The organism is Pseudomonas sp. NUPR-002 (assembly GCF_056322725.1).
Genome location: NZ_CM150476.1, coordinates 287,431 through 314,044, shown reverse-complemented (window position 1 = coordinate 314,044; position 26,614 = coordinate 287,431). Strand labels below are relative to the sequence as shown.

General features: G+C 60.7%; 21 protein-coding genes and 1 pseudogene. 12 read left to right on the top strand and 10 right to left on the bottom strand.

The annotated features are described in order from the left end of the window. Positions 1-80 precede the first annotated feature (80 nt). Positions 81-1,040: pseudogene (locus tag ACVWSC_RS01375) on the bottom strand (HAMP domain-containing protein); the annotation flags it as partial. A 287-nt stretch (positions 1,041-1,327) separates the two neighbouring features. Between ACVWSC_RS01375 and ACVWSC_RS01370 the strand changes: the two are divergent. After that, positions 1,328-1,528, top strand: a complete 201-nt coding sequence (locus ACVWSC_RS01370) for a hypothetical protein (protein WP_442111545.1) — start codon at positions 1,328-1,330, stop codon at positions 1,526-1,528. Positions 1,529-1,622: 94 nt separating this feature from the next. Further along, positions 1,623-3,002, top strand: a complete 1,380-nt coding sequence (locus tag ACVWSC_RS01365; RefSeq protein WP_442111543.1) for a flavin-containing monooxygenase — start codon at positions 1,623-1,625, stop codon at positions 3,000-3,002. Positions 3,003-3,150: 148 nt separating this feature from the next. Here ACVWSC_RS01365 and rfaD read toward each other — a convergent pair whose 3' ends face one another. Beyond that, the gene (rfaD, locus tag ACVWSC_RS01360; protein ID WP_442111541.1) at positions 3,151-4,146 is read right to left on the bottom strand and encodes an ADP-glyceromanno-heptose 6-epimerase; all 996 of its coding nucleotides are present in this window, start codon (positions 4,144-4,146) and stop codon (positions 3,151-3,153) included. Positions 4,147-4,321: 175 nt separating this feature from the next. Here rfaD and ACVWSC_RS01355 point away from each other — a divergent pair, with 175 nt between their 5' ends. After that, on the top strand, positions 4,322-5,473 hold the full coding sequence (locus ACVWSC_RS01355) for a lysozyme inhibitor LprI family protein (protein ID WP_442111539.1): 1,152 nt from the start codon (positions 4,322-4,324) through the stop codon (positions 5,471-5,473). 4 nt (positions 5,474-5,477) lie between these two features. Here ACVWSC_RS01355 and ACVWSC_RS01350 read toward each other — a convergent pair whose 3' ends face one another. Further along, positions 5,478-6,668 carry an MFS transporter gene (locus tag ACVWSC_RS01350; RefSeq protein WP_442111537.1) on the bottom strand — a complete coding sequence of 397 codons (1,191 nt, stop codon included), beginning with the start codon at positions 6,666-6,668 and terminating at the stop codon, positions 5,478-5,480. Positions 6,669-6,889: 221 nt separating this feature from the next. Between ACVWSC_RS01350 and ACVWSC_RS01345 the strand changes: the two genes are divergently transcribed. Then, positions 6,890-8,554: an FMN-binding glutamate synthase family protein gene (locus tag ACVWSC_RS01345; RefSeq protein ID WP_442111535.1), complete on the top strand. Its 1,665-nt coding sequence runs from the start codon at positions 6,890-6,892 to the stop codon at positions 8,552-8,554. 66 nt (positions 8,555-8,620) lie between these two features. On the opposite strand, the gene ACVWSC_RS01340 is transcribed toward ACVWSC_RS01345, so the two are convergent. Beyond that, complete coding sequence (locus ACVWSC_RS01340) at positions 8,621-9,913, bottom strand: OprD family porin (protein ID WP_442111533.1); 1,293 nt, start codon at positions 9,911-9,913, stop codon at positions 8,621-8,623. Between the two features lie 351 nt (positions 9,914-10,264). Here ACVWSC_RS01340 and ACVWSC_RS01335 point away from each other — a divergent pair, with 351 nt between their 5' ends. After that, on the top strand, positions 10,265-12,352 hold the full coding sequence (locus ACVWSC_RS01335) for a TonB-dependent receptor (RefSeq protein ID WP_442111531.1): 2,088 nt from the start codon (positions 10,265-10,267) through the stop codon (positions 12,350-12,352). 85 nt (positions 12,353-12,437) lie between these two features. Here the strand turns inward: ACVWSC_RS01335 and ACVWSC_RS01330 are convergent, their stop codons facing one another. From ACVWSC_RS01330 to ACVWSC_RS01315, 4 genes are all read right to left on the bottom strand, one after another. Next, positions 12,438-12,629, bottom strand: a complete 192-nt coding sequence (locus ACVWSC_RS01330; RefSeq protein ID WP_442111529.1) for a hypothetical protein — start codon at positions 12,627-12,629, stop codon at positions 12,438-12,440. A gap of 182 nt (positions 12,630-12,811) precedes the next feature. After that, positions 12,812-13,918: an agmatine deiminase gene (gene aguA / locus ACVWSC_RS01325; RefSeq protein ID WP_442114239.1), complete on the bottom strand. Its 1,107-nt coding sequence runs from the start codon at positions 13,916-13,918 to the stop codon at positions 12,812-12,814. 61 nt (positions 13,919-13,979) lie between these two features. Further along, complete coding sequence (aguB, locus tag ACVWSC_RS01320; protein ID WP_442111528.1) at positions 13,980-14,858, bottom strand: N-carbamoylputrescine amidase; 879 nt, start codon at positions 14,856-14,858, stop codon at positions 13,980-13,982. A 183-nt stretch (positions 14,859-15,041) separates the two neighbouring features. After that, positions 15,042-17,948: an aminotransferase gene (locus ACVWSC_RS01315; protein WP_442111526.1), complete on the bottom strand. Its 2,907-nt coding sequence runs from the start codon at positions 17,946-17,948 to the stop codon at positions 15,042-15,044. 196 nt (positions 17,949-18,144) lie between these two features. Here ACVWSC_RS01315 and rfbB point away from each other — a divergent pair, with 196 nt between their 5' ends. The 7 genes from rfbB to ACVWSC_RS01280 are packed head-to-tail and all read left to right on the top strand — an operon-like array spanning position 18,145 to position 25,224. Further along, complete coding sequence (gene rfbB, locus ACVWSC_RS01310) at positions 18,145-19,227, top strand: dTDP-glucose 4,6-dehydratase (protein ID WP_442111524.1); 1,083 nt, start codon at positions 18,145-18,147, stop codon at positions 19,225-19,227. Beyond that, positions 19,224-20,096 (top strand): glucose-1-phosphate thymidylyltransferase RfbA, encoded by an 873-nt coding sequence (rfbA, locus tag ACVWSC_RS01305; RefSeq protein WP_442111523.1) that lies wholly within the window; start codon positions 19,224-19,226, stop codon positions 20,094-20,096. The genes rfbB and rfbA overlap by 4 nt, the downstream gene beginning before the upstream one ends. Then, complete coding sequence (rfbC, locus tag ACVWSC_RS01300; RefSeq protein WP_442111521.1) at positions 20,096-20,641, top strand: dTDP-4-dehydrorhamnose 3,5-epimerase; 546 nt, start codon at positions 20,096-20,098, stop codon at positions 20,639-20,641. The genes rfbA and rfbC overlap by 1 nt, the downstream gene beginning before the upstream one ends. Beyond that, entirely contained in the window at positions 20,638-21,513 is an 876-nt protein-coding gene (rfbD, locus tag ACVWSC_RS01295) for a dTDP-4-dehydrorhamnose reductase (RefSeq protein ID WP_442111519.1), read from the top strand. The genes rfbC and rfbD overlap by 4 nt, the downstream gene beginning before the upstream one ends. Positions 21,514-21,548: 35 nt before the next feature. Continuing rightward, positions 21,549-23,363, top strand: a complete 1,815-nt coding sequence (locus ACVWSC_RS01290) for a sensor histidine kinase (RefSeq protein ID WP_442111517.1) — start codon at positions 21,549-21,551, stop codon at positions 23,361-23,363. Next, positions 23,360-24,772: a sigma-54-dependent transcriptional regulator gene (locus ACVWSC_RS01285; protein ID WP_442111515.1), complete on the top strand. Its 1,413-nt coding sequence runs from the start codon at positions 23,360-23,362 to the stop codon at positions 24,770-24,772. The genes ACVWSC_RS01290 and ACVWSC_RS01285 overlap by 4 nt, the downstream gene beginning before the upstream one ends. Further along, positions 24,769-25,224, top strand: a complete 456-nt coding sequence (locus ACVWSC_RS01280; RefSeq protein ID WP_442111513.1) for a YiiD C-terminal domain-containing protein — start codon at positions 24,769-24,771, stop codon at positions 25,222-25,224. Before ACVWSC_RS01285 ends, ACVWSC_RS01280 begins: the two co-directional genes overlap by 4 nt. Here the strand turns inward: ACVWSC_RS01280 and cysQ are convergent. Both cysQ and nudE read right to left on the bottom strand, forming a co-directional pair. After that, a complete protein-coding gene (gene cysQ, locus ACVWSC_RS01275; RefSeq protein WP_442111512.1) occupies positions 25,213-26,040 on the bottom strand; it encodes a 3'(2'),5'-bisphosphate nucleotidase CysQ in 828 nt (275 codons plus the stop codon). The genes ACVWSC_RS01280 and cysQ overlap by 12 nt on opposite strands. After that, positions 26,037-26,603, bottom strand: coding sequence for an ADP compounds hydrolase NudE (gene nudE, locus ACVWSC_RS01270; RefSeq protein ID WP_133216452.1), 567 nt, complete (start codon positions 26,601-26,603; stop codon positions 26,037-26,039). The genes cysQ and nudE overlap by 4 nt, the downstream gene beginning before the upstream one ends. Positions 26,604-26,614: the final 11 nt, after the last annotated feature.

The following is a 26,614-nucleotide window of genomic DNA, read 5'->3' as shown; positions in this document are numbered from 1 at the left end:
GCGCTCACCACCCGCAAGGCCACTTCGTTGACCTGCTCGGTAGCCGAGGACACTTCGCGGATCGAGGTGTGAATACGTTCGACGAAACGGTTGAACGCGCTACCCAGCGCGCCGAATTCGTCGTGGCTGTGGATGGCCAGGCGCTTGGTCAGGTCGCCTTCACCTTCGGCGATGTCTTCCATGGCGCGGATCATCGTGTTCAACGGTTGCAGCAGTACGCGAATCAGCAGGCCGAGCAGGGTGATGATGATGGCCACGGCGATCAGCGTGGCAATGATCGCCGAAGTACGGAAATCGCTGAGCATTGCATAGGCTTTGTCTTTGTCGACCGACAGACCGACGTACCAATTGGCCGAAGGCAGCCCGTGGATCGGCGCAAAGGTCAGCAGACGCGGCTGGCCATCGACCTCGACTTCGGTCAGTTCACCCGACAGTTTCGGTGTGCGCTCAGGGTACAGATCCGACAGCGACTTCATCACCAGCGTGTTGTCTGGATGAACCAGAATCTTGCCTTGGTCGTTGACCAGGAAGGCATAGCCCATGCCGCCGATGTTCAGCGAGTTGATGATTTCCACCAGGCCGTCCAACGACAGATCGCCGCCGACCACACCGATGCTGGAGGAGACCTTGCTGAGGATGCCAATGACCATCTTGTTGGTGGTCAGGTCGATGTAAGGCTCGGTGAGTATCGCGCCGTTGGCGCTCATGCCGTCCTTGTACCAGGGGCGTGGGCGCGGGTCATAGCCGTCGGGCATCTTGGCGTCTGGACGAACACTGAAGCCGCCATCGACTTTGCCTAGGTAGACGGTGAGAAAGCTCGAGATCAGCGCTTTCTGGCCCATCAGCGTCTCGGCGTTGGCGGGCTCTTGGGCAATGTTCTGTGCCAGGTTTTCCACCAGATTGATCCGCCCTTCCAGCAGGTTGCGGATGTTGGTGGAAGTCGATTTACCCATTTCAGCCAGGTAGTTTTCCAGGCTGACGCGTGTCGCATTGCGCTGCAGGTAATCGCTGTAGAGGGTGAACAGGGTAAACGCGAGCATTACGATCAATGACGCGGCTAACAGAATCTTGTGACTGAAACGCAGATTTTTGTTCATGGTCTGTTGTGTACATCTTCTACCGGACAATTGACCGGTATCGGCCGCAGACAAGCAAACCTTGAACTGACCTGTAGGAGCGGGCTTGCCCCGCGATGCGATATGGCTGACAAAACGCTATCGCGGGGCAAGCCCGCTCCCACCCAGGGACCGCCAACCTTGTAATCCCTGCCCCCATCCGTTATAGCTAAAAAGGCATCCATAACGAGAAGAGGCAGAATCAGCCCATCATGAACGAGAACACACGTATCTTTCGCCCCCAGGGCCCGTTTGCCGCGCTGTTCGGCAAGCCTTTCGGGCCCTCCTTCGCCGCTGACCTTTCGCTGTGCAGCTCCCCCCTCTCGACGCTGTTTCACACGCTGTCGATTCCACCTCGCGACACCCTGCTGGCCCACAAGCGCAAGCGCCCTGTTCCTCCGCCTGCTCACTGACACCTGAATTTTCCGCTTTCCATCGCTCGGGCTTTTACCGCTCAGGGCTGGAGACGCTTTGCATTTTTTTCAGTGTTTTCTGGCAGGAAATCTTATGACTATTCGTGTTGCCATTATCGGCGCCGGCCCGTCTGGCCTGGCGCAGTTGCGTGCCTTTCAATCCGCTCATGCCCAGGGCGCACCGATGCCCGAGGTGGTCTGTTTCGAGAAGCAGGCCGATTGGGGCGGTATGTGGAACTACACCTGGCGCACCGGCCTGGATGAGCACGGTGAGCCGGTGCACGGCAGTATGTACCGCTACCTGTGGTCGAACGGGCCAAAGGAGTGCCTGGAGTTCGCCGACTACAGTTTCGATGAACACTTCGGACGGCCGATTTCTTCGTATCCGCCACGCGAAGTGCTGTGGGATTACATCCAGGGCCGGGTGAAGAAGGCCGGTGTGCGCGATTACATTCGCTTCAATACTGCGGTTAAAGCGGTGCGCTTTGATCAAGTCAGCCGTACCTTCACAGTCAATGCCCACGACTACAGCCTCGACCAGAGCATCGAGCAGGTGTTCGATTTTGTCGTGGTGGCCAGCGGGCATTTCTCCACGCCGCATGTGCCGGACTTTGCCGGTTTCGAGCGTTTTTCCGGGCGCATTCTGCACGCTCACGATTTTCGCGATGCGCTGGAGTTCAAGGGTAAAGACGTGCTGATCGTCGGCAGCAGCTACTCCGCCGAGGACATCGGTTCGCAGTGTTTCAAGTACGGCGCACGTTCGATTACCAGCGCCTGGCGTAGCCAACCGATGGGTTACAAGTGGCCCAAGGGCTGGGAAGAACGCCCGCAATTGCAGCGGGTGGAAGGCGACCTGGCGTTTTTTGCCGACGGCTCCAGCAAGCGCGTCGATGCGATCATTCTGTGCACGGGCTACCAGCATCACTTCCCGTTCCTGCCCGATGAACTGGCGCTGAAAACCAACAACCGCCTGTGGCCACTGGGGCTTTACCAGGGTGTGGTGTGGGAGCAGAACCCACAGCTGATGTACCTGGGCATGCAAGACCTCTGGTACAGCTTCAACCTGTTCGACGCCCAGGCCTGGTTTGCCCGCGATTACATGCTCGGGCGTATCAGCCTGCCGAATCAGACAGCGATGCACAGCGACAGCGAACGCTGGCGTGCCGAAGAGCAAGCCCTGGAAACAACGGCATCGATGTACGAATTTCAAGGCCGCTATATCCAGCACTTGATCGAGCAAACCGATTACCCGAGCTTCGACATCGACGCGGTCAACCGTATCTTCCTCAAATGGAAGTCGGACAAGAAGCAGGACATCATGGGCTATCGCGACAAGTCCTACCGCTCGGTAATCACCGGCACGGCGGCAGTGCCGCACCATACCCGCTGGCTGCAGGCCATGGATGACTCACTGGCCGAATACCTGCGCGAGACTTCAGCCAAAGGCGATGTCAAAACCCTGCGTCAGCACTAGGCTCTGTGGGGGCGGCGGTGCGGCGACCCGACTTGCCCCGCGAAGCAGGCACTGCGGTGAATGGCACGGGCTTCGCCCGTGTTCGCGGGGCAAGTCGGGTCGCCGAACCGCCGCTCCCACAGGTGGTGTGGGACAGTTGCTCCCAAAACTAGGCCGCCGTTTCCTGCAACCAGTCACAGTAACGTGCAACCCCCTGCTCGACGGTCAGCGTTGGCGCCTGGTAACCCACGCCGCGCAAACGCTCAAGGTCGGCGCAGGTGTAGCACTGGTACTTGCCACGCAAATGCTCGGGGAACTCGCTGTATTCCAGAATGCCTTCAAGCAAGGCCATTTCCAGTGACAACGGCGCCAGATCCTGCTGTTCGCGCAGGCGGTTGATCACGGCCAGGGCAACGTCGTTGAAGGGCTGGGCACGGCCGCTGCCGACATTGAAAATACCGCTGAGCTGCGGGCGGTCGAGAAAGAACAGGTTGACCTTGACCACATCCTCTACCGAGACAAAGTCGCGCAGGTGGCCGCCGCTGGGGTAGTCACCGTAGCTGCCGAACAGGCTGACTCTGCCATGCGCCTGATACTGGTTGAAGCAATGCAGGGCGACGGAAGCCATCGCGCCTTTGTGCTGCTCATGCGGGCCGTACACATTGAAGTAACGCAGGCCCACCACCTGGCTACGGGCAACCGGTAGCTGGCGACGCACGCGCTGGTCGAAGAGAAACTTGGAATAGCCGTAGACGTTCAGGGGCCGCTCGCATTCGCGCTGTTCGCGAAAGTCCCTGCCGGCGCCATACACCGCCGCCGATGAGGCGTACAGCAACGGCACTTGCAGACCTTGGGCGGCGTCCAGCAGGTCGCGGCTGAAGCGGTAGTTGTTGTCCATCATCAGGCGTCCGTCGCTTTCGACGGTACTGGAACAAGCGCCTTGATGCAGGACAGCGCGCACCTTGCCGAACTGGCCACGGGCAAAACGCTCGAGAAAGTCGTCTTTGTCCAAGTAGTCGGCAATCTCGCTGTCGGCCAGGTTGGCAAACTTGTCGCCGTCGCGAAGGTCGTCTACCGCGATGATCTCGGTTTCGCCGCGTTGGTTGAGGGCCTGCACCAGGTTGCTGCCGATAAAGCCTGCGGCGCCGGTCACGATAATCGTCATGCCATCTCCCCCTTTGAGGGTGCTGAGCGGTCAGTCTAGTCGGGGAATTTGTACAAGAATTAACCAGGATCAATAGTTTTGTGGATAACCGTGACGCTGGTCAGGCCATGATTTTGCGGTGATGGCCGCCGCTGCCGTATCATCGCTGCCCCGCTCTCGTGCACATGGATGTCTGATGAACGCCTTTTCACGCTTGCTACCTGCTGCCCTGGCCTGCGCCTTTTTCGCCAGCCCTGCGGCCTTTGCCGCCAGTTTCGACTGCAGCAAAGCCAGTACGCTGGTAGAGACCGCCGTGTGTACAGCGCCGACGCTGTCGGTCAAGGACGAACAGCTCAGCGCACTGTACCAACCCCTTCAACACCAGAAAGTTTTCCGCGAACTGCAACGGCGCTGGCTGCGCGAAGTACGCAACCTGTGCAAATCGGCCACATGCATTGAGAACGCTTACGATCAACAAATCACGCGGCTGACTCCGGCACAGCCAGACCCTCAGGCCGAGGCACCTACCTTACGGCCATCGTCAGACCAACAGCCCTACCTGCAGATCACTGACGCACCGTGGCAACGCTTTGCCTTGGCTACCGTCCCAGGCGTTAACCCTCACCTGTATACCCAGATAGTTGACGTGGCAATCCTGGACGGGGTGTTGAACGCGGTGGTTTTTGTTGGCGAACACGTCGACCAGACGGTCCGTAACGCTGGCAATAGCTATGAGAGACGCTACTTCGGCTCGCTGTACGAGTACTCCGACGCCCGCCCCGGCCTGCACCCGATTGTCCGCGACATTCGCTTCAGCGGCTGGAACAACATCGGCGCCAATGATCAGGGTGAGCGTTATGCCGGCATCATCGACGGGGTGTTCTATTACCGGCATCGGGTGAAGGGCGAAGCCGAACAGAGCATGGCTTACACCCTGGGCTCCAAGGAGCAACCCCAGCCTTCGGCCCAGCTGTTTTCTGCGGAATCCGGTGCCAAGCGCTTTTCCAAGGCGATGATTGCCACCGACCTGAACTACAACAACACAAACGTGATGCTGCATTACCCGTACGAGCGCGACGGCAACACCTACGACCGGATCATGGACAAGAACGATAACGGTTGGAGCGTGGTAAACCCGATGTGGAATCCAACCCGGCCGGTGCTGTACTTCGACAACAGTGGCGACTTTGCCTGCGTCTGGCGCGCTGACCTGGTAAACAAAACGCTGGAAAAGATCGTCCCCGAGCACGAAGCCGTTTCGGCCGTCCCGGTGGACGTGCTGGGCCAGGAAGCACTTGTTTATCTTGAGGGCGATAAGCTGATGTTCACCATCGCCCCTCAGCAGTAAATGCTCAGGCGGGCGCCGACAGCGTCCCGGCGCGTCGGCGCCCGTACAGGCGAGCAACACTGATCGCCCAGTTGAGCAAGGCAATGATCAGCAGGCTGACCATCATCGCTTCAGTGCCGCTGCTGACAATCAGGCGGCCTGCCAGCCAAGGGTAGCCGAACACCCCTAGAAAGTACGCCAGGCTGAACAGCAGCAAGGCTTGTGGCGTGCGGCCGGGCGGTGCCTGGTTGGCCGCCAGGCCGTTGATCACCGAGTAGTTCAGGCCATAACCGACCCCGAGCAATGCCGCGGCCAGCAGGTAGCCAAGGTTACCCGCTACCCCCCAGCCCAGCGCCAGCACCGCCAGCACGGTAAAGCCCGAGAGCACGCACGACGCCCAGTAGGCATCGCGCTTGACCACCCAGCCAGCAACCAGCAGCCGGCAACTGATCGCGGCACTCATGAAGCCAATGAAAAACAACGAGTAGTCCAGTCCATGCGCGCCGGCATACGAGGTTTGAAAGCTGCCCAGGCCACCAAAAATCGCCCCGCCCAGGCCGACCATGACGATCGGCCAGCGCGCCCTGGAGCCCAGCACCTCGATACACGCGCGTCGGCTGATGCTGACCGGGCTGGTAGCGGGCGACGGCAAGCGTGCCAGGTAATTGAAGATCAGCAGGCCGAGCAATGCAGCCATGGCAGCGCTGAAGAACGCCGTTTGCACCGGCAAGCCGAACAGGCTGGCGAGCTTGCCCACCAGCGGCCCGGAGCCGATGCCGCTCATCATACTGCCCGAGAGCAGCGCAAAACTGTGGGTGCGGCGCTGGGCATCGACCCGTTCGCTGACCAGAATCGGCCCCAGGGTGTAAAAGGCGCCCCAACCAAGGCCCAGGGTTAGGCCACAGAGCATCAAACCTATGCCAGTGCCGGGCACCAGGGCAAAACCCAGGCACGCCGCCACCAGGCACAACGCCGACAGCACAATGGCCCGCGCCGAGCCCAAGCGGTCGGCCAGGTGCCCGCTCACCAACACCGCCACCACGGTACTGAGCATGGCCAGTGAAATGATCTGCCCGGCATCCTGCTCGTTACCGCCACGGCTGCTTACCAGCAGCGACAACAAGAACGTCGAACCGTACGACAACGACAACAGGTAACTGGCCAGGCAGAGCAGGCCGAACCCCTGTGTTCTGGGGGCGGAAGAGGTGGCAAACATGGTGCACAGGCGCCTGAAAATACTGGAAATGCCTTGTAACATGCAGGCTGCCCACGGCAGTTATGCAAGTTGCGGAGTAAGGATCAGTAGCAAGCGAACTAACGCGCTAGCGCGGGCCTTGCAAGCACCACGGGGATAAAAGTCTTTTACCGAATTCACGGGTTTTCCGCTGCAGTGCTTGCCCTATCCTAGGCACGATTACTCCTGTCAGCGGAAGATTCATGAAAGCTTCGCTCCCCAGCCGTTACGCCTGTCTGGCCGGCTGCCTGCTCTTCACCTTCATCAGCCTGCCCTTCCTTGCCAGCCATGCCTGGCTCTGGCCCTTCACGGTGATCTGCGCGTTGCTCAGCCTGGTTGGCCTGAACGACCTGCGCCAAAGCCATCATGCCGTGCGGCGCAACTACCCGATTCTGGGCAATATCCGTTACTTGATCGAAACCATCCGCCCGGAGATTCGCCAGTACCTGCTCGAAGGCGATGACGACAAACTGCCGTTCTCGCGGGCCCAGCGTTCACTGGTGTATGCACGGGCGAAGAACGAAAGCGCCGAAAAGGCCTTTGGCACGCTCAACGATGTGTATCGCCCAGGCTTCGAGTTCATCAGCCATTCGATGTTGCCGGCCGACACCCCCGACCCCGCCTCGTTTCGCATCGCCATTGGTGGCCCGCAGTGCCGTCAGCCCTACTCGGCGTCGATCTTCAACATCTCGGCGATGAGCTTCGGCGCCCTCAGCGCCAACGCCATCGCTGCGCTCAACCAGGGCGCGAAGAAAGGCCGCTTCGCCCATGACACTGGCGAAGGCAGCATCAGCCCGTATCACCGTGAACACGGCGGGGACCTGATCTGGGAGATTGGCAGCGGCTACTTTGGTTGCCGCACGCCTGCCGGTCGCTTCGACCCCGACCGCTTCGCCAGGCAAGCGCGTGACCCGCAGGTGAAGATGATTGAAATCAAGCTGAGCCAGGGCGCCAAACCCGGGCACGGCGGGATTCTGCCGGGGCACAAGGTCAGCAGCGAGATTGCTGCCACCCGTGGCGTAACGGTGGGTGAAGACTGCATTTCACCGGCTGCGCACAGTGCCTTTCGCACGCCCATCGAGTTGCTGCAGTTCATCGCGCAACTGCGCGAACTGTCGGGCGGCAAGCCAGTGGGGTTCAAGTTTTGCCTGGGTCACCCGTGGGAGTTCATGGGCATCGCCAAGGCCATGCTGGTCACCGGCATTGTTCCAGACTTTATCGTGGTCGACGGCAAGGAAGGCGGCACCGGCGCTGCGCCGCGCGAGTTCAGCGACAACATCGGCGTGCCGATGCGCGAAGGTTTGATGTTTGTGCATAACACCCTGGTTGGCCTGAACCTGCGCGACAAGGTGCGAATTGGTGCGGGCGGCAAGATTGTCAGCGCTTTCGATATTGCCAGTGTGTTGGCAATCGGGGCGGACTGGGTCAACTCGGCACGTGGCTTTATGTTCGCCATTGGCTGCATTCAGTCGCAGAGTTGCCACACCAACAAGTGCCCCACCGGGGTGGCGACTCAGGATCCGCTTCGACAACGCGCACTGGTGGTGCCGGACAAGGCCGAGCGGGTGTACAGCTTTCACCGCAATACCTTGCATGCGCTGGCAGAGATGCTTGCGGCTGCGGGGCTTGAACATCCGTCGCAGCTTAAACCCAAGCACCTGGTACGGCGTATCAGTGCCAGCGAGATTCGGCTGTTTTCGCAGTTGCACGTGTTCCTCAAGCCTGGCGAGTTGCTCAGCGGCTCGATTGACAGTGAGTTTTATGCGCGGATGTGGCGGATGGCTCGCAGTGACAGTTTTGAGCCGGAGACAGGCGAGGTGCAGCCAGTGATACTCGCTGCACGTCGTAAACATACGACCCCGGCTTGACGCTGGGGTCGTCTCGCGGGGCAAGCCCGCTCCTACCGGTAGGAGCGGGCTTGCCCCGCGAATCGATCAGAGAATGCTGATCGGGTATTCAACGAATACGCGGACTTCGTTGCCGTCGTCGTTCAGCTCAGCCTGACGCATGCTGTTCGAGGTACGCAGGAACGAGCTACGCAGTTTGATCGACAGGTCTTTGGCAGCACCTTCCTGAACCACGTACTTGAACTGGTTGAAGATTTCGCGCTCTTCACCTTCGCCGAAGCCACGGGTGTTGATGTTGTCACCACGCACGTAAGCCACTTTGTAGGTCAGACCCGGTACACCGAAGGCGCCGAAGTCCAGGCCGTAGCCCAGCTGCCAGGAGCGTTCGTCTTCGTTGTTGAAGTCAGACCAGTAGGAGTTGGCCAGGTAGATGGTCGAACCACCGTCACCGATACCGCCGGCGTTCTGGTAGAAGCCGTAGTTGTAGCCGGTATCACCGGTGCTGCGCTGGTGCGCGAGGGTGATCGAGTGCGGGCCGAAGGCGTAGGTTGCCGCCAGGCTCCAGATGGTGTTGTCACGACGGTCGTCAGAAGCGAAGTCGCGATCCAGCTTGGTCTTGTAACCGTTGAAGTCCAGGGTCAGGGACTGGTCAGACGCGAGCGGGTGAACGTAGTTCACGCCCAGGTACTGCTTCTTCAGCACGTCTTCAACGTCGGAGCCGTACAGCGAGGCCGACAGGTTGTCGGTGAACTTGTAGCTACCGCCAAACACGTTGATGGCTTTCAGGCCACCGCTGTCACGGCCTTCAGCACTTTTACGCGCTTCCTGGGTGAAACGACCGGCGTTCAGTTCCAGGCCCTTGATCTCTTTGGAGGTGATCAGGGTACCGGTGTAGCTTTCTGGCAGCAGGCGGCCGTCATCGTACTGCAGCACTGGCAGTTCCGGCATTTGGTCACCGTACTTCAGTACAGTGTTGGAAACGCGGAATTTAACGGCTGCGCCACCACGGGCCAGGTTGTGCGGGGAGTTCTGCTGGTTGGTCGGCGAGTCGCCATCAGCCGGCTTGAAGAAGTCGATACCGGCGCCGCCGTTATGACCTTTACCGCCGTCCAGACGCACTGCGTACAGACCGAAAGCATCTACACCGACACCGACGGTGCCCTGGGTGAAGCCAGAGGAGAACTTACCGATGAAAGCCTGACCCCATTCCCGCTGGTCCTGGGTGTCGTGCTTCTTGTCACGGTTGATGAAGGCGTTGCGCAGCAGCAGGCTGGCGCTGCTGTCTTCGATAAAGCCCTTTGCGTTGGCCTGGTCATTGGCCGAAACCTGAGTCGCGGCCATAAGCCCCAGCGCGACCAGGCTGATCCTGGATTTCAACATTTTATTTTCCTTATTACTTAGTCAAATACGCACTGCGGCCGACGCCAAAAACCACGCCCCCTGCGTGGGTTGACGCTCGCGGGTCAGAAAACAAAAAGCCCGCCTGCGAAGTTCGCAGCGGGCCTTTTATTCTGGACTCTTGGCTCATGGGCCTACAGGCGTTGACCGAATCCTATCCGTGTAAAGATGAGCATGTCAAAAATTCGTGAAATGCCCCTGACAAGCACGAAACAAATTGAAACATAAAACTACGAAAGCAGAAGAGAAACGAATAACATAAGTAAATAGCACGCATTATCATTCGCGCGCTTTTTCAATCCCGCTTTCGTCTAATACCCTCGGATGTTTTCAATGCCTGCCCCCTGCCGCCTCTCACCCTTGACCTTGGGTGTATCCCTGTTTCTCGGTTCCACCCTGGCAGTTGCCGCTCCCCTGAACTTGCCCGAGCTTTCGGTGACCGCTGAAAGCGACCGTGATCAGGACGATCCCCGGGTCAAGGAAGTCAGCACCGCTACCCGCACTTCGACACCAGCACGTTACGTTCCGCAAACCATCGACGCGGTAAAAACCAGCAACGTACTGGACTACGGCAGCAATGACCTGGGCAAGGCGCTCAGTGGTATCCCGAACGTCAGCACCGGCGCCGATACGCGCTTTGACAGTGTGCGCATCCGCGGCTTCGATGCCAGTAACGACTTTTATCTGGACGGCATCCGCGACGACAGCCAATACGTGCGCGACCTGCACAACATTGAACGCATCGAAGTGCTCAAGGGCCCGGCAGCGGTCCTGTACGGGCGTGGCAGCCAGGGCGGGATCGTCAACCGCATCAGCAAGCTGCCCGAAGCCGGACGCCGTTCGAGCATCGAAGCGCAAGGCGGCAGCGAAGACCTGCGCAGCCTGTATGCCGACCTCAGCGCCGACCCGAGCGATAACATCAGCCTGCGCCTGAACATGGGCAACCAGGACAACAACAGTTTCCGTCATGGCATCGACGGCAGCCGCCAGCTGTTCGCGCCGTCGATGAGCTGGCAACTGACCCCAGACCTGAACTGGCTGGTGCAGTATGAATACAGCCGCTACAACCGTACCCCTGATCGCGGCATCCCGAGCATCAATGGCCGCCCGGCCGATGTCAGCCGCTCCACCACCTACGGTGATACCCAGCGCGACTTCATCGACGACAAAGCGCAATCGCTGCGCTCGCGCCTGAATTACCAGCTCAGCGAAAACTGGCAGGTGCGCCACACCCTGGGCTTGTTCAAGCTCAACAGTGATTTCGACAACACCTATCAGACGGGCTACAACGCCAAGACCGGGCAAGTTACCCGCCAACGCTGGCAGCAAGACCTCAACACCCGCAACCTGTTCAACAACGTGGAACTGGAAGGCAACTTCGACACCTTCGGCCTGCAGCACACCTTGCTGACTGGCGTGGAGTTCGGCCATCAGCGTCGTGACCCGCTGCTGTACAAAAATGCCACGCCAGTGCCGAGCGTGAACGTGTACAACCCTGACCGTAACGCGCAGTACAACGGGCAGATGATCGCGTCGAGCAACAACCACACGGTGGTCGATAGCCGCGGCCTGTACATCCAGGACCAACTGCGCCTGAACGATCAATGGCAAGTGCTGGCCGGTGTGCGCTTCGACCAATTCGAAGTGGAAACCACCAACAAGCTCAAGAACGACCTTTCCGAGAAGCAGGACAGCAACAGCACCAGCCCGCGTCTGGGCGTGGTGTATTCACCGTGGAAGGAACACTCCTTCTATGCCTCCTGGAGCAAGACCTTCTCGCCAGTGGGTGGTGGCCTGATCGGTATTACCCCAGGCGCCCCGGGCAACAGCAACGAGACCAGCCCTGAAGAGACCCGCCAGAAAGAAGTGGGGGTCAAGAGCGACTGGCTCGACGAGCGCCTGAGCACCACGCTGGCCATTTACGAGCTGGAACTCTACAACCGCCGCACCAGCGACCCGAACCAGCCGGATGTCACGCTGATGACCGGCCTGCAGCGCTCGCGTGGTATTGAACTGACGGCCACCGGCAACATCGTTGGCAACTGGTACATGCGTGGTGGGATCGGTATTCAGGACGCCACCATCGTTGAAGACAGCAACGGCCAGGAAGGCAATCGGGTCAGCAACGTCGCCAAGCGCAATGGCAGCGTATTCGTGACCTGGAAGCCGGAGATGGGTTGGTACGGCGAAACTGGTTTGACCTTTGTTGGCGAACGTTACGCCGACAACCAGAACACTGCGGTGCTGCCTGGCTATGGCCGTTGGGACGCGCTGGCCGGTTTCCGCGCCAAAGACTGGGACCTGCGCGCCGCGCTGAACAACATTACCGACAAGACTTACTACAGCTCGGCAACCAGTGCCGCGCAGATCCAGTTCGGTGATCCGCGCAGCTTGGTCGTGACCGGCACCTACAGCTTCTAACCCACCCCGGTAGGAGCGGGCTTGCCCCGCGATAGCGATCTGTCAGTCACATCGTATCGCGGGGCAAGCCCGCTCCTACAGGTATTCAGCTACCGAGCAGGGCTTCCAGCTCTGCTTCGGTGATCAAGCCTGTTGGGTAACGCGCCAGCAACACTCGACGGTGATCGGACTTCCTGCCCCGGATAACTCTGTTGTCTTTCAACCACTGCGCCACTCGCTGGAGTGACTGCGGGTTCATTGCCGATGAGGGCGAAGCCGACTCACTTACTGCATTCATTTCAACACGTACTCCCTGGGCCGTGAGCGGCTAAATTACTCAAACTTTGTGACAGAACCGATTTGCCCTATCTGTTTGAAATACAATGCAAAACAAATACAAGAGGTGTGCCAGCGCTCACGCCGACTGTCGCCCGCCCATAAAAAAACCCGTCCGAAGACGGGTTTTTTATTTGCGCAAATTCAGCCCTTGAATGGGGCCGGCTGCTGCTGGGTCAGGCAGTGGATATTGCCGCCGCCCAAAAGCATCTCGCGCCCTGGGATCATCACCACTTCATGCTCCGGGAACACTCGGGCCAGAATCGCTCTAGCCTCGGCATCTGCCGGGTCGTCGAAGCTTGGCGCGATGATGCCGCCGTTGACGATCAGGAAGTTGACGTAGGAACCCGCCAGGCGAACCGAGGGGTTACGCTCCTGGCTACCGGCAACCGGATCGACACCCGCGCACTCTTCTTCAGTGGCGAACAGCGGTCCCGGAATCGGCATCTTGTGCACTGTAAAGGTGCGACCTTTGGCATCGCGGCTGTTCTGCAGCACTTCAAGTGCGGCATGGCAACGTGCGTAGTTGGGGTCTTGAGGATCATCTGTCCAGGCCAGTAACACTTCACCTGGGCGCACGTAACAACAGAAGTTGTCGACATGGCCGTCGGTTTCGTCGTTGTACAGGCCATCGGGCAGCCAGATGATGGTGTCCACCGCCAGGTGGTCACGCAGCACCGCTTCGATCTGCTCGCGATTGAGGTGTGGGTTGCGGTTGTGGTTGAGCAGGCATTCTTCGGTGGTGATCAGGGTGCCTTCACCATCGACGTGAATCGAACCGCCTTCCAGCACAAAGCCTTCGGTGTGGTAGCGCGGGCAACGTTCCATTTCGAGAACTTTGCTTGCCACTTGCTCGTCACGGTTCCACGGCGCATACAGCCCGCCTTCGAAACCACCCCAGGCATTGAAGCCCCAGTCAACGCCACGGACTTCGCCGCTGTTGTTGATGACGAAGGTTGGCCCGGTGTCACGCACCCAAGCGTCGTCGTTGCTGATTTCAACCACACGAATGTTCGGCGCATCCAGACGGGCGCGAGCGTTGTCGTATTGTGCGGCAGAAACGGCCACGGTGACCGGCTGGAAACGGGCGATGGCATTGGCCAGCGTCACGTGTGCAGCTTGTACCGGTTTGCCGCCCAGACGCCAGTTGTCCGGACGCTCAGGCCAGACCATCCATACCTGGGTTTGCGGCGCCCATTCGGCTGGCATGTAAAAGCCGTCGGCGCGTGGGGTGCTGGTCAGGGTCTTCATGTGTAAACCTTTGCAGTGTTCGCCGCAGGCATTCGGGGCCTGCAGCAGGGTCAGTGGACGATCAGGATTCCAGCGCGCCATCGAGGGTTTTCACCGGGCCGTACAGGTTCGGACGGCGGTCACGGAAAGTGCCCCAGGCGCTGCGGATGTGCTCCAGTTTGTCGAGGTCGAAAGTATGCACCAGCACGCCCTCTTCGGTCTCGTTGAGCTCCTGGACTTTCTCGCCGAACTGGTTGGCGATGAACGAGGAGCCATAGAAGGTGATGTCGTAGCCGTCTTGCGCTTCGTTACCAATACGGTTGCTGGCAATCAGCGGCATCAGGTTAGCGCCGGCATGGCCTTGCTGTACGCGCTGCCAATGGTCGCGCGAGGAGATGGTCTTGTCGTGCGGCTCGCTGCCGATGGCGGTCGGGTAGAACAGCACTTCGGCACCCAGCAGCGCCATGCTGCGCGCGCACTCGGGGAACCACTGGTCCCAGCAGATGCCGACGCCGATCTTGGCGTAACGGGTTTGCCAGACCTTGAAGCCGGTGTCGCCCGGGTTGAAGTAATACTTTTCGTGGTAGCCAGGGCCATCCGGGATGTGAGTCTTGCGGTACACACCGAGGTTGCTGCCGTCGGCATCGATGATCGCGATGCTGTTGAAGCGCGCACGCCCGGCCAGTTCGAAGAAGCTGATTGGCAGCACTACCTGCAGCTCTTTGGCCAGGGCCTGGAAATGCTCGATCGCGGCGTTGGTCTCAACCGGCGTCGCCAGTTGCAGGTAATCCGGATTCGGCTTCTGGCAGAAGTACGGGGTTTCGAACAGTTCCTGGATCAGGATGATCTGCGCGCCCTTGGCAGCTGCTTCACGAACCAGTTTTTCGGCGGTGGCCAGGTTGTCCTGGCGATCCCAGGAACACGCCATCTGAGTGGCGGCGACAGTGACGGTGCGGCTCATGAAACCTCCTCGAAGGACAACCGGGCCGACTGACCGTGCAGGCGACCGAAAACAGATTGCTGGGTGATGGACGACTTTATATCCGATAAATATCGGCTTTAAAAGTGACAAATCAAAAATTTCAGCCACAAAAAAGCCGGATAAACCGATTGTTATCGGTTTATCCGGCTTTTAAGCCACGGGCTAGAGCGCTTCGCTCAGCACCTTGTCGATACTGTCGACGAAGAAGTCCACGCTGGCACGGGTGGTACACATCGGCGGCTTGATCTTGAGGATGTTCAGGTAGTCGCCAGTAGGCTGCATGAAGATGCCCAAGTCACGCAGGCGGTTGCACAGGGTGGTGGTTTCTTCGCTGGCCGGCTCCAGGGTGCTGCGATCACGCACCAACTCCAGCCCCAGGTAGAAACCCGAACCATGCACAGCACCGGCTAACGGATGTTTATCGACCAATGCCTGCAAGCGTGCCTTGAAGTAGCGGCCAACATCGCGGGCGTTGTCCCACAGGCCTTCCTCTTTCATGACATCCAGCACGGCAATGCCGATCCGGCAGCTGACCGGGCTACCGCCGGCAGACGAGAAGAAATAACCCTCGGCCTCCAGCGCCTCGGCAATCTCCCGGCGGGTGATGACCACGCCCAGTGGCTGGCCATTGCCCATGCCCTTGGCCATGGTGATGATGTCCGGCACCACGCCTTGCTGCTCAAAGCCCCAGAAGTACTCGCCCAACCGCCCGTAGCCAACCTGCACTTCGTCGGCAATGCACACGCCACCCGCCGCGCGCACCTTGGCATACGCCTGTTGCAGATAGCCCGGTGGCAGCGAGATGCCGCCCGCGTTGCCATACACTGGCTCGCAGATGAACCCGGCCAATTGCCGCTGCTCGCTGGCCAAAGCCTCCAATTTGGCGTCGACATCACGCAGATAATCAGCGGTGCTGTCATCGCCGCGATACGCCCCACGGTAGGTGTTCGGCGCGATCACCGGGTGCACCCACTGCGGCCGCGTGCTCAATGCCTGGGGGTTGTCGGCAATCGAGGTGGAAATCGCATCGGTGGCCACCGACCAGCCGTGGTAAGCCTCTAGCACGCTGAGCAAGTCACGACCACCGCTGTAGGCCCAGGCCAGGCGAATCGCCAGGTCGTTGGCCTCGGTACCACTGTTGACCAGGAACACCCGGTCCATCGAGTCCGGCGCCAGCTCCAGCAAACGCTCGGAGAACTCGGCGATCGCCGCATAGTGAAAGCGCGAGTTGGTGTTGACCAGCGACCACTGGCGCGCGGATTCACTGGCCATGCGTGGGTGGCCGTGACCGAGCACCGCGACGTTGTTGAGCATGTCCAGGTACGAGCGCCCCTGCATGTCGATCAGGTAGTTACGCCAGCCGCGCTCGATATGCGGTGGCTGCTCGTAGTAGTGCTTCTGCGAACGGGCAAAGCTGGCGTCACGACGCGCCAGCAGTTGTTGCGCATCGACCAGCGGCTCGGCCTCACAAGCAAACCCCAAGACGGCTTGCGGCGACGGGCACAAGGCCGCCCAGGCCGCGGCCCGCGATGGCACCACAAAGGCGGGCGGGCACAGGTCGGCGACACGGCACAGCTGCACACTCAACACGCCATCGGTCTGGCCCAACGGCTGGCCTTGGCTCAGTTGCGCACCGGACTCCGGCGCATTCACCAGCCCACGCAGCCACAGGCTGCACTGCTCACCCTTCAAGCATCCCTGACCGGCGCCCGTTTGTAGCCAGACACCGGCCCAGGGTGCCTGCAACGCGGTGCCCGCCGGGGCCTGCAGCTCAACGTTCAGGGCAAAAGTGGCGGGTTCTTGCGGGTTGTCGATATGGGTTTGCGACAAGCGATACTGCCCGTACAGCGAACAGGCCGCACCTTGCTCAGCGGCCTGCTCGCGGAGCAACTGCTGATCAAACCCCGGTTGCTCCCAGTTGCCAGCCTGGCAATGACTGCTCAGCACGCCCAGGTCCACGGTTTTTACGGTACCCGCCACCAGGCCTGGCAACAGCACCCCGCCTTGCTGCGCCACGGCAGGTGCGGCAAAGCCTGTTACGTGCAGAATTGCAGCCTCCATCAGCTCGAACGGTACGCTGGTGGCGACATCAAAGATTTCCCACTCGTGGCTCAGGTTGTCACGAATGTAGGTGTTGCCCGGATCGACGCTCAGTTGCTGCTCACTGCTGAGCACCAGCACCGCAGCGCGCGCCACGATCATCGGCCAGAGCGCCTGCAGTTCGGCTTCGGTCAGCGGGTTGAGCGCATGATAGGCCTGAACGGCGGGCAAAATGCGCAGTGGATCGCCTTCGGCATGATGCAGCAGGGCCGCGCAGGTTACCGACAAGTCGGCGATGCGCCAGGTGTGCAGCAAATCACCGAAATCGATCACCCCTTGTAGCTGCCATTGGCGCTGTTCATCACGCTGCCACACGGCGTTGTCATCGGTGATGTCCAGGTGCACGGCTTGCATCGGTAGCTGTTCAAGCAGGGGCCGCAAGCGTTGTTCGGCCTTTTCAGTGACCGCAAGCAATTGCGCCTTGCGTGGCCCGTCGCTGAGCACCGGCAGCAAGTGGGCAATCAGCGCCGGGGCGTGGCGTGGGTCCCATTGCAGCGTGCGCTCAAGGCCGGGATGGGTGAAATCGGCCAAAGCCTGGTCGATCCGCGCGCAGAGCCTGCCCAACTCGGCAATCAGCTGTGGCGGCATGTGCTTGAGGCGAGTCAGCGACTGCCCTTCGATGTAGTCGAGCAACCGTACCCGCAGCAGCTGGCCCTGCACATCCAGCGCCAGCAATTGCTCACCGGAACCTGCAGCCACCACGGCTGGTACCGGCAGCCCGCGCTCACGTAGGTAACTCAAGGCCGCGTGCTGAGCTTGCAGTTCAGCAGTGGCATAATCGCCGTGACAGATTTTCAGCACATAACGGCCCTGGGCGCTGTCGACGCGAAAATTCAGGTCTTGCTGACTGCCCAACGACTGCAACGTACCGCCAAGCCCGTAGTGCTCCTGCACTAAAAGCAGCGCCTGCTGCTCGCTGACGTCGGGGCAGGGCTGCGTGGAGCGATGAATCAGGGTACTGAGCGGCATGGTACGACCTCGTTTTTTTTGCTGCTTATATCGCCACCGCTTTGGCCGATAAGCAAGCATGGCCGGTAAAAAGCGATGAACAACGAGGCATTGCACAGTAACCTGCCCGGACAGCGGTACCGCTTTGCTCCTGCTTATAACTGTTTGCGAGCTAGGCTTGAGCGAACATCAACAGATTCATCAAAGGTCATTGGACATGCGAATACTCATTACCGGCGGTGCCGGCTTCATCGGCTCGGCCCTGATTCGTCACCTGATCGACAATACCGAGCACGAGGTGCTGAACCTCGACAAGCTGACCTATGCCGGCAATCTGGAGTCGCTGACCCGTATCGCGACCAATACCCGCTATGAATTTGTCCAGGCCGATATCGCTGATCAGACAACGGTCAGCGCGGTGCTGAAGCGCTTTGAACCCCAGGCAATCATGCACCTTGCGGCAGAATCGCATGTCGACCGCTCGATCGATGGCCCGTCAGACTTCATTCAGACCAACATCGTCGGCACCTACAGCCTGCTGGAAGCAACACGCGCCTACTGGATGACGCTGCCTGCGCAAGCGCGCGCAGCTTTTCGCTTTCATCACATTTCCACCGATGAAGTGTATGGCGACCTGCATGGCGTTGATGACCTGTTCACCGAAACCACGCCCTATGCGCCAAGCTCACCTTACTCGGCGAGCAAGGCGGCGTCCGACCATCTGGTCCGCGCCTGGCAGCGCACTTATGGCCTGCCGGTGCTGATCACCAACTGCTCGAACAATTACGGGCCTTTCCACTTTCCGGAAAAACTCATTCCGCTGGTCATCCTCAACGCCCTGGCCGGTAAGCCACTGCCGGTGTATGGCAATGGCCTGCAGGTGCGTGACTGGTTGTTCGTTGAAGACCATGCCCGCGCTTTGCTCAAGGTGGTCACCGAGGGCCAGGTGGGCGAAACCTACAATATTGGCGGCCACAACGAGCAGAAAAACATCGATGTGGTGCGCGGCATCTGCGCCTTGCTCGAAGAGCTCGCCCCACAGCACCCGGCAGGCGTGGCGCAGTATGCCGACCTGATCACCTTCGTTGAGGATCGCCCGGGCCACGACCAGCGTTATGCCATCGACGCCAGCAAGATCGAACGTGAACTGGGCTGGACTCCGACAGAAACCTTCAACAGCGGGCTGCGCAAGACCGTGCAGTGGTACCTGGAAAACCTGGAATGGTGCCAACGGGTACAGGACGGTAGTTATCAAGGGCAGCGCCTTGGCTTCAGCAACTTCAAGGATCTTATTGCATGACCAAAGGTATCGTTCTGGCCGGTGGCTCCGGCACCCGCTTGCACCCCATCACCCTGGGCGTGTCCAAACAACTGCTGCCGATCTATGACAAACCGATGATCTACTACCCGCTTTCCGTGCTGATGCTGGCCGGGATCCGGGAAATCCTGCTGATCTCTACACCGAATGACTTGCCCCAGTACAAACAGCTACTCGGTGACGGCAGCCAGTTTGGTATCACCCTCAGCTATGCCGAACAGCCTTCGCCCGACGGTTTGGCCCAGGCCTTTTTGATTGGCGAAGAATTCATCGGTAACGATCCAGTGTGCCTGATCCTGGGCGACAACATCTTTCACGGCCAGGGCTTCAGCGAGCAACTGCTGCGGGCTATCCGCCAGCCCTCCGGTGCTACGGTATTCGGCTACCTGGTCAAAGATCCGGAGCGCTTCGGGGTGGTCGACTTCGATCAACATGGCCGTGCACTGTCGATCGAAGAAAAACCTGCCAAACCCAAGTCGCCTTATGCAGTAACCGGCCTGTATTTCTACGACAATGATGTGGTGGAAATCGCCAAAAACGTTAAACCTTCGCCACGCGGCGAACTGGAAATCACCGACGTCAACAACGCCTATCTGCAACGTGGCGACCTGCGCGTCGAACGTTTCGGCCGTGGCTTTGCCTGGCTCGATACCGGTACCCACGACAGCCTGCTGGAAGCGTCGCAGTACGTGCAAACCATTGAGCGCCGCCAGGGCCTGAAGGTGGCCTGCCTGGAAGAAATTGCGTTCCAGCAGGGCTGGATCGACCGCACACAACTGCTGGAACGTGCCAAGGCATTTGGCAAGACCGGCTACGGACAATACCTCTACGGCTTGGCTGAAGAACATTAATGAACGTTATAAAAACAGATCTACCCGACGTGCTGATCATCGAGCCGAAAGTGTTCGGTGACAGCCGCGGTTTTTTCTTCGAAAGCTTTAACGAGAAAGTCTTCAGAGAACAGACCGGCATCATCACCACCTTTGTTCAGGACAACCATTCCAAGTCCGAGAAAGGCGTGCTGCGTGGCTTGCACTACCAACTGGAAAATACCCAGGGCAAGCTGGTGCGTGTGATTCACGGTGAAGTGCTGGATGTGGCCGTCGATGTTCGCCGCAGCTCGCCACACTTCGGCAAGTGGGTCGCTGCGCGGCTGTCGGCCGACAACCGTCGCCAGATGTGGGTGCCGGAAGGTTTCGCTCACGGCTTCGTGGTGCTCAGCGACAGCGCCGAGTTTGTCTACAAAACCACCGACTACTACAACCCGGCAGCCGAACGCTGCATTCGCTGGGATGACCCGGACCTGGCCATCGACTGGCAATTGAGCGAAGCGCCGCGCCTGTCTGAAAAAGACCAGGCCGGCAAATTGCTCAAAGAGCTGGACGTGTTCCCATGACGGCACGCCACCTGAGCATCCTGATCAGCGGCCAGCACGGTCAGGTTTCCCGGGAGCTGCAACAGCGCCTGGGTGACCTCGGCCAGCTGCATGTGCTGGGCCGCGAACAGCTCGATCTGGCCCAGCCGGAGGCTATCCGCCAACAGGTCCAAGCGCTCAAGCCAGACCTGATCATCAACGCCGCTGCCCACACTGCGGTGGATCAAGCTGAAAGCGAAGCGGAGCTGGCCTTTGCGATCAATGCCCAGGCACCGGGCATTTTCGCAGAAGAAGCGAAGAAGCTCGGCATCCCGCTGATTCACTACTCCACCGACTATGTCTTCGACGGCAGCAAAGACGGCGCCTACAACGAAGATGACCCGCCCAATCCGCTGGGTGTCTACGGTCAAAGCAAATTGGCAGGCGAACAGGCCATCAGCGCTGTCGGTGGCCAGCACCTGATCCTGCGCACCAGCTGGGTGTACTCGCGACACGGGCGTAACTTCCTGCTCACCATGCAGCGCTTGCTGCAGGAAAAGCCGGAACTGCGCATCGTTGCCGACCAGATCGGCGCGCCCACCTGGGCAGGCACCATCGCCCTCAGCACCCGCGCCCTGATCGAACGCTGGCAGGCCGGCCAGGCCGGTGCCTGGGGTATCTACCACTTGACCGCGCAAGGTGAAACCTCCTGGTTCGGTTTCGCCCAGGCCATCGCCGAGCAGCTCAAGGCCCAGGGCCTGCCCTGCGCTCAGTTGCTGCCTATTCCTTCCAGTGACTATCCGACCCCGGCCCGCCGCCCGTTGAACTCGCGCCTGGACTGCAGTCGCCTGCAACGCGAATGGCAGGTCAGCCAACCGCACTGGCAGCAGGCGCTGATCGACTGCCTGAAGTAGCGCATAATGCGCCAGACGATTCTGGCGCATTTACGATGATCAAGATTCCACCACTTCCCCGTCGCCCGCGATGGCGCAGCCTGGCCTTGCTGGCCGTGTGTCTGGCGCCGTTGCTCTGGCCGTTGCAGCACCTGGCCAAACACTACTACCAGGACGAGCTGGCTGGGCAAAACCGCCAGACCCTCGACCTCTACGTGGCCAACCTGCTCGGCACCCTGCACCGCTATGAAACCCTGCCGCAGATCCTCGGCGACCTGCCGGCATTGCGGGCGGTGCTGGCTGACCCGCTGCGCCTGGAAACCCTGACCAACGCCAACCGCCTGCTCAAAGACATCGCCACCCAGACCGGCGCCGAAGTCATGTACCTGATGGACGTCAAGGGCAACACCCTGGCGGCCTCCAACTGGGACAAACAAGACAGTTTCGTTGGCCGTAACTTCACTTTCCGGCCCTACTACACCGATGCCGTGCAAGGGCGCCTGGGACGCTTTTTCGGCCAAGGCACCACATCCGCCAAACGTGGCTATTTTTTCGCTGCCGCCGTGCGCGACCGCGAGCAGATCATTGGTGTACTGGTGGTCAAGGTCGATCTCGATCACACCGAAACCTTGTGGGGCAAAACACCTGAGCAACTGCTGCTCACCGACCATAACGGCGTGGTGATTCTCACCTCACGCCCCGACTGGCGCTTCCGGGCGACCCGGCCGCTGACCGACACCGAGCGTGAAGCCATCGCCGCCATTCAGCCTTACCCAACGCAAACCCCGCAGCCCCTGAACCTGAACCAGGACGCCTGGTTGATCCAGACCCAGGCCATTGAAGAAACCGGCTGGCAAGTCAGCATCCTTGCGCCGCGCACCCTGATCGACCGCTCGGTGAACACCGTTGTCGCCATCGGCGGCGCCACCCTGTTGGTGCTCATGCTGTTGCTCGGCCTGATGATGCAGCGGCGCCGTCATTACATGGACCGCATTGATTTCGAGGCCCACGCCCGTCACGAGCTGGAAAAGCGCGTAATCGAGCGCACCGCCGACCTCGAAGGCCTCAATACCCGACTGAAAACTGAAGTGCTGGAGCGTGAGCAGGCCCAGCAAGAGCTGGTGCGCGCCCAGGACGAGCTGGTCCAGGCTGGCAAACTGTCGGTGCTGGGCACCATGTCGGCGAGCATCAGCCATGAGCTCAACCAGCCCCTGGCGGCGATCCGCAGCTATGCCGAAAACGCCGAAATCCTCCTCGACCATCAACGCACCGATGACGCCCGCAGCAACCTCAAGCTGATCAGCGAGTTGACCGGGCGCATGGCCTCGATCATTGCCCACCTGCGCGCCTTTGCCCGCCGCGACCGGCATGCCCCGGAAAGCGTGGCACTCCAGCCCGCACTGGATGACGCCCTGGCCCTGCTGGCCAAGCGCCGACGGGCGATGGCGGTGGAGCTGGTACGTGACCTGCCCGACGCCACACTGTGGGTACAGGCCGGTGAAACCCGCCTGCGTCAGGTGCTGGGCAACCTGCTGGCCAACGCCCTCGATGCCCTGACCGAAAAAGCCAACCCGCGCAGGCTCATGCTCAGTGCCGAACAGCGTGATGGCAACGTCTACCTGTACATTCGCGACAACGGCCCGGGCTTTACCAGCGAAGCACTGGCCCGGGCACGCGAACCGTTTTTCACCACCAAGACGCGTACCCAGGGTCTTGGCCTGGGCCTGGCGATCTGCGATACCTTGATGCGCGCGCTGGGCGGCGAGTTGCTGCTTGGCAATCACCCTGAAGGTGGCGCCCTGCTCACCCTGCAACTGCGCGTGGCCACCCCTGGCGCCAACCTGCAAACCTCAGAGGACCCATCGGCATGACCACCGAGCCGCCCATCGACAGCCGCATTCAGGTGATCCTGGTCGACGACGATCCGCACCTGCGCCAGGCCTTGAGTCAGACCCTCGACCTTGCCGGCCTTAAAGTCCTGTCGTTGAGCGATGCGCAGCATCTGGCCTCGCGTATCGAAGCTGACTGGCCGGGTGTGCTGGTCAGCGATATCCGCATGCCCGGCATCGACGGCATGGAACTGCTGCAACAGGTGCATGCCCAAGACCCTGATTTGCCAGTGCTGCTGATTACCGGCCACGGGGATGTACCGCTGGCGGTACAAGCCATGCGCGCCGGTGCCTACGACTTTCTCGAAAAGCCGTTTGCCAGCGATGCCCTGCTCGACAGCGTGCGCCGCGCGCTGGCCCTGCGCCGTCTGGTCCTGGAAAACCGCAGCCTGCGCCTGGCCCTGAGCGATCGCCAGCAACTCAGCACCCGCCTGGTCGGCCAGTCGCCTTCGATGACGCGGCTGCGCGAGCAAATCGGTGCCCTGGCGGCGACCCGCGCCGATGTGCTGATCCTCGGTGAGACCGGCGCCGGCAAGGAAGTGGTGGCCCGCGCCCTGCATGACTTGTCCAGCCGCCGCGATGGGCCTTTTGTCGCCATCAACGCTGGCGCCCTGGCCGAGTCGGTGGTCGAAAGCGAGCTGTTCGGCCACGAGCCCGGCGCCTTCACCGGGGCGCAAAAGCGCCGGATCGGCAAATTCGAGTTCGCCAACGGCGGCACCCTGTTTCTCGACGAAATCGAAAGCATGAGCCTGGATGTTCAGGTCAAGCTGTTGCGCTTGCTGCAAGAGCGAGTGGTTGAGCGCCTGGGCGGCAACCAGCAGATCCCGCTGGATATCCGCATCATCGCTGCCACTAAAGAAGACCTGCGCCAATCCGCTGACCAGGGGCGCTTTCGCGCCGACTTGTACTATCGCCTGAACGTTGCGCCGCTGCGTATCCCACCGCTGCGCGAACGCGGTGATGACATCCTGGTGTTGTTCCAGCACTTCGCCGATGCCGCGAGCCAGCGCCACGGTCTGCCTGCTCATACCTTGCAGCCAACCCAGCGTGGGCTGCTACTGCGCCACAATTGGCCCGGCAATGTGCGTGAGCTGCAAAATGCCGCCGAACGCTTCGCCCTGGGGCTGGAACTGGCTCTTGATGGCCAGGCCCCGGAGCAACCCCACGAGCAACCGGCGTTGGCTACGGGCGGCAACCTCAGTGATCAGGTCGAGCAGTTCGAGCGCTCGCTGATTGCCGCCGAACTGAGCCAACCGCACAGCTCCATGCGCAGCCTGGCCGAAGCGCTGGGCATTCCGCGCAAGACCCTGCACGACAAACTGCGCAAACATGGCTTGAGCTTCGCCGACAGCAACGCCAGCCCTGACGAAACAGAGGACAACCGCCCATGACCACGGACAGCCACTACCTGCAATCAGTGCTGCACAGCGACATTCCGCTGACCCGCGAGATGGGCATGGAAGTGCTCGACTGGCACAACCAGCAACTGCGCCTGCAATTGCCGCTGGCGCCCAACGTCAATCACAAGAGCACCATGTTCGGCGGCAGTCTGTACTGTGCCAGCGTGCTGGTGGGCTGGGGCTGGCTGCACTTGCGCCTGCGCGAAGCGGGGATCGACGATGGCCATATCGTCATTCAGGAAGGCCAGATCAGCTACCCGTTGCCGGTCACCGGCGCCGCCATCGCCGTGTGCGAAGCGCCGGAAGCGAAAGTCTGGGAACGCTTCATTGCCACCTACCAGCGCCGCGGCCGCGCACGCCTGACCCTGAACACCCGTGTGTGCAATGCCGGCAGTGACGAGGCCGCAGTGCAATTCAGCGGCCAGTACGTGCTACATCGTTGAAGCCAGTTGCAGCAACCGCTCGCGCCACGCGGCGGCGGCCGGGATGGCCAGGAAGTAAGGGTTGAGCAACGACTCGCGTGGTGGGTAAGTAAAAGCCTGGCCGTCGAGGCCGAGCACTTCGCCCCCCGCGCCTTCCAGCACGCCCTGGGCCGCTGCGGTATCCCACTGCGAGGTCGGCGCCAGGCGCGGATAGCAATCGGCCGCCCCTTCGGCCAACAAGCAAAACTTCAACGAACTGCCGATATTGGCCAGTTTCAGCTCACCTACCGCGCTGCTCAAGCCGGCCAGCAGGGCGTCCTGTTGCGGGCTTGAATGACGGCGGCTGGCGACCACAGTGAACGCCTCCCCCGGCGCTGGCGCTTGGCGCACGTTAATGGCGTGCGGCGCAGCGTTGGTCTCGGCGCACCAGGCACCCAGCCCCTGACCGCCGTAATAGCAGCGACCATTGGTGGGAATCGCCACCACGCCAAACACCACCCGGCCACGCTCGATCAGGGCAATATTGACGGTGAACTCTTCAGTCCCGGCAATGAACTCCTTGGTGCCGTCGAGCGGGTCAACCAGCCACCAGCGCTGCCACTGCTGACGTTCACTCAAGGCAATATTGCAGTCTTCTTCCGACAGTACCGGGATCTCTGGTGCCAGGGCTTGCAAGCCTTTGGCAATCACCGCATGGGCAGCCAGGTCGGCAGCGGTCACCGGCGACTCATCGGCTTTGGTCGTCACTGCGACATCAGCGCGCCAGAACGGCAGAATGGCGTTGCCCGCCTGACGTGCCAGCTCGACCACCTGCTGCATCAGTTGCAGATCATTCATGCGCTGAACGCCCCGCGTTGCGTCAGCAGGTCACGCACCAGGTACAGTGCTGCCAGCGCGCGGCCTTCGGAAAACTGCGGGTGCTGCGCCAATGCCGACAATTCACGCAGGTTGATCTTGTCGACGCGCATCGGCTCCGGCTCATCGCCTTCAAGGCGCTCTTCGTACAAGTCGGTGGCCAGCACTACCTGAATCTTCTGGCTCATGTAGCCAGGCGACAGCGACAGCTCGGTCAGATGCTCAAGCTGGCGGGCACCAAAGCCGGCCTCTTCCTTGAGCTCGCGGTCTGCCGCTGCCAGCACGTCTTCACCCGGCTCGATCAAGCCCTTGGGCAACGACAACTCGTACTCGTCGGTACCGCCACAGTACTCTTCCACCAGCACTGCATGCTCGGCATCGAGCATGGCCACCACCATCACCGCACCATAGCCGTTGCCGCGTCCCACCAAGCGCTCGTAGGTACGCTCGTTGCCATTGGCAAAGCGCAATTGCACAGCTTCGACCCGAAACAAACGGCTGCTGGCGACAATCTCGCGGGAGAGGACGGTAGGTTTCTGGCGCATGGGGAGGCTCC

Bases quoted from the DNA above. Each gene is read 5' to 3' on its own strand.
- ACVWSC_RS01370 (WP_442111545.1), top strand. From the start codon at position 1,328: ATGAACGAGAACACACGTATCTTTCGCCCCCAGGGCCCGTTTGCCGCG.
- ACVWSC_RS01365 (WP_442111543.1), top strand. From the start codon at position 1,623: ATGACTATTCGTGTTGCCATTATCGGCGCCGGCCCGTCTGGCCTGGCG.
- rfaD (WP_442111541.1), bottom strand. From the start codon at position 4,146: ATGACGATTATCGTGACCGGCGCCGCAGGCTTTATCGGCAGCAACCTG.
- ACVWSC_RS01355 (WP_442111539.1), top strand. From the start codon at position 4,322: ATGAACGCCTTTTCACGCTTGCTACCTGCTGCCCTGGCCTGCGCCTTT.
- ACVWSC_RS01350 (WP_442111537.1), bottom strand. From the start codon at position 6,668: ATGTTTGCCACCTCTTCCGCCCCCAGAACACAGGGGTTCGGCCTGCTC.
- ACVWSC_RS01345 (WP_442111535.1), top strand. From the start codon at position 6,890: ATGAAAGCTTCGCTCCCCAGCCGTTACGCCTGTCTGGCCGGCTGCCTG.
- ACVWSC_RS01340 (WP_442111533.1), bottom strand. From the start codon at position 9,913: ATGTTGAAATCCAGGATCAGCCTGGTCGCGCTGGGGCTTATGGCCGCG.
- ACVWSC_RS01335 (WP_442111531.1), top strand. From the start codon at position 10,265: ATGCCTGCCCCCTGCCGCCTCTCACCCTTGACCTTGGGTGTATCCCTG.
- ACVWSC_RS01330 (WP_442111529.1), bottom strand. From the start codon at position 12,629: ATGAATGCAGTAAGTGAGTCGGCTTCGCCCTCATCGGCAATGAACCCG.
- aguA (WP_442114239.1), bottom strand. From the start codon at position 13,918: ATGAAGACCCTGACCAGCACCCCACGCGCCGACGGCTTTTACATGCCA.
- aguB (WP_442111528.1), bottom strand. From the start codon at position 14,858: ATGAGCCGCACCGTCACTGTCGCCGCCACTCAGATGGCGTGTTCCTGG.
- ACVWSC_RS01315 (WP_442111526.1), bottom strand. From the start codon at position 17,948: ATGCCGCTCAGTACCCTGATTCATCGCTCCACGCAGCCCTGCCCCGAC.
- rfbB (WP_442111524.1), top strand. From the start codon at position 18,145: ATGCGAATACTCATTACCGGCGGTGCCGGCTTCATCGGCTCGGCCCTG.
- rfbA (WP_442111523.1), top strand. From the start codon at position 19,224: ATGACCAAAGGTATCGTTCTGGCCGGTGGCTCCGGCACCCGCTTGCAC.
- rfbC (WP_442111521.1), top strand. From the start codon at position 20,096: ATGAACGTTATAAAAACAGATCTACCCGACGTGCTGATCATCGAGCCG.
- rfbD (WP_442111519.1), top strand. From the start codon at position 20,638: ATGACGGCACGCCACCTGAGCATCCTGATCAGCGGCCAGCACGGTCAG.
- ACVWSC_RS01290 (WP_442111517.1), top strand. From the start codon at position 21,549: ATGATCAAGATTCCACCACTTCCCCGTCGCCCGCGATGGCGCAGCCTG.
- ACVWSC_RS01285 (WP_442111515.1), top strand. From the start codon at position 23,360: ATGACCACCGAGCCGCCCATCGACAGCCGCATTCAGGTGATCCTGGTC.
- ACVWSC_RS01280 (WP_442111513.1), top strand. From the start codon at position 24,769: ATGACCACGGACAGCCACTACCTGCAATCAGTGCTGCACAGCGACATT.
- cysQ (WP_442111512.1), bottom strand. From the start codon at position 26,040: ATGAATGATCTGCAACTGATGCAGCAGGTGGTCGAGCTGGCACGTCAG.
- nudE (WP_133216452.1), bottom strand. From the start codon at position 26,603: ATGCGCCAGAAACCTACCGTCCTCTCCCGCGAGATTGTCGCCAGCAGC.